This window comes from Pedobacter sp. PLR (assembly GCF_026239675.1).
In the GTDB taxonomy this organism is placed as follows: Bacteria; Bacteroidota; Bacteroidia; order Sphingobacteriales; family Sphingobacteriaceae; genus Pedobacter.
Genome location: NZ_JAPIVQ010000032.1, coordinates 1 through 846, shown reverse-complemented (window position 1 = coordinate 846; position 846 = coordinate 1). Strand labels below are relative to the sequence as shown.

1 pseudogene is annotated in these 846 nt (G+C 48.2%); it reads right to left on the bottom strand.

Annotated elements, in window-relative coordinates:
* Positions 1-846, bottom strand: a pseudogene (locus OQX61_RS24220) (hypothetical protein); the annotation flags it as partial.

The following is an 846-nucleotide window of genomic DNA, read 5'->3' as shown; positions in this document are numbered from 1 at the left end:
CTTTCAATCCTTGAATACCTTGGGTACCATTAGTTCCAGCAGCTCCTGTTTCACCTATAGCTCCCGTCAAACCGGTTGGGCCGATTGGACCAGTATCACCTTTCAATCCTTGAATACCATTAGTTCCGGCAGCTCCTGTTTCACCTATAGCTCCCGTTAAACCGGTTGGGCCGATTGGACCAGTATCACCTTTCAATCCTTGAATACCTTGGGTACCATTAGTTCCCGCAGCTCCTGTTTCACCTATAGCTCCCGTCAAACCAGTTGGGCCGATTGGACCAGTATCACCTTTCAATCCTTGAATACCTTGAATACCATTAGTTCCGGCAGCTCCTGTTTCACCTATAGCTCCCGTCAAACCAGTTGGGCCGATTGGACCAGTATCACCTTTCAATCCTTGAATACCTTGAATACCATTAGTTCCAGCAGCTCCTGTTTCACCTATAGTTCCCGTTAAACCGGTTGGGCCGATTGGACCAGTATCACCTTTCAATCCTTGAATACCATTAGTTCCCGCAGCTCCTGTTTCACCTATAGCTCCCGTCAAACCAGTTGGGCCGATTGGACCAGTATCACCTTTCAATCCTTGAATACCTTGAATACCATTAGTTCCCGCAGCTCCTGTCAAACCGGTTGGGCCGATTGGACCAGTATCACCTTTCAATCCTTGAATACCATTAGTTCCAGCAGCTCCTGTTTCACCTATAGCTCCCGTCAAACCGGTTGGGCCGATTGGACCAGTATTACCTTTCAATCCTTGAATACCTTGGGTACCATTAGTTCCAGCAGCTCCTGTTTCACCTATAGCTCCCGTCAAACCAGTTGGGCCGATTGGACCAGTATCAC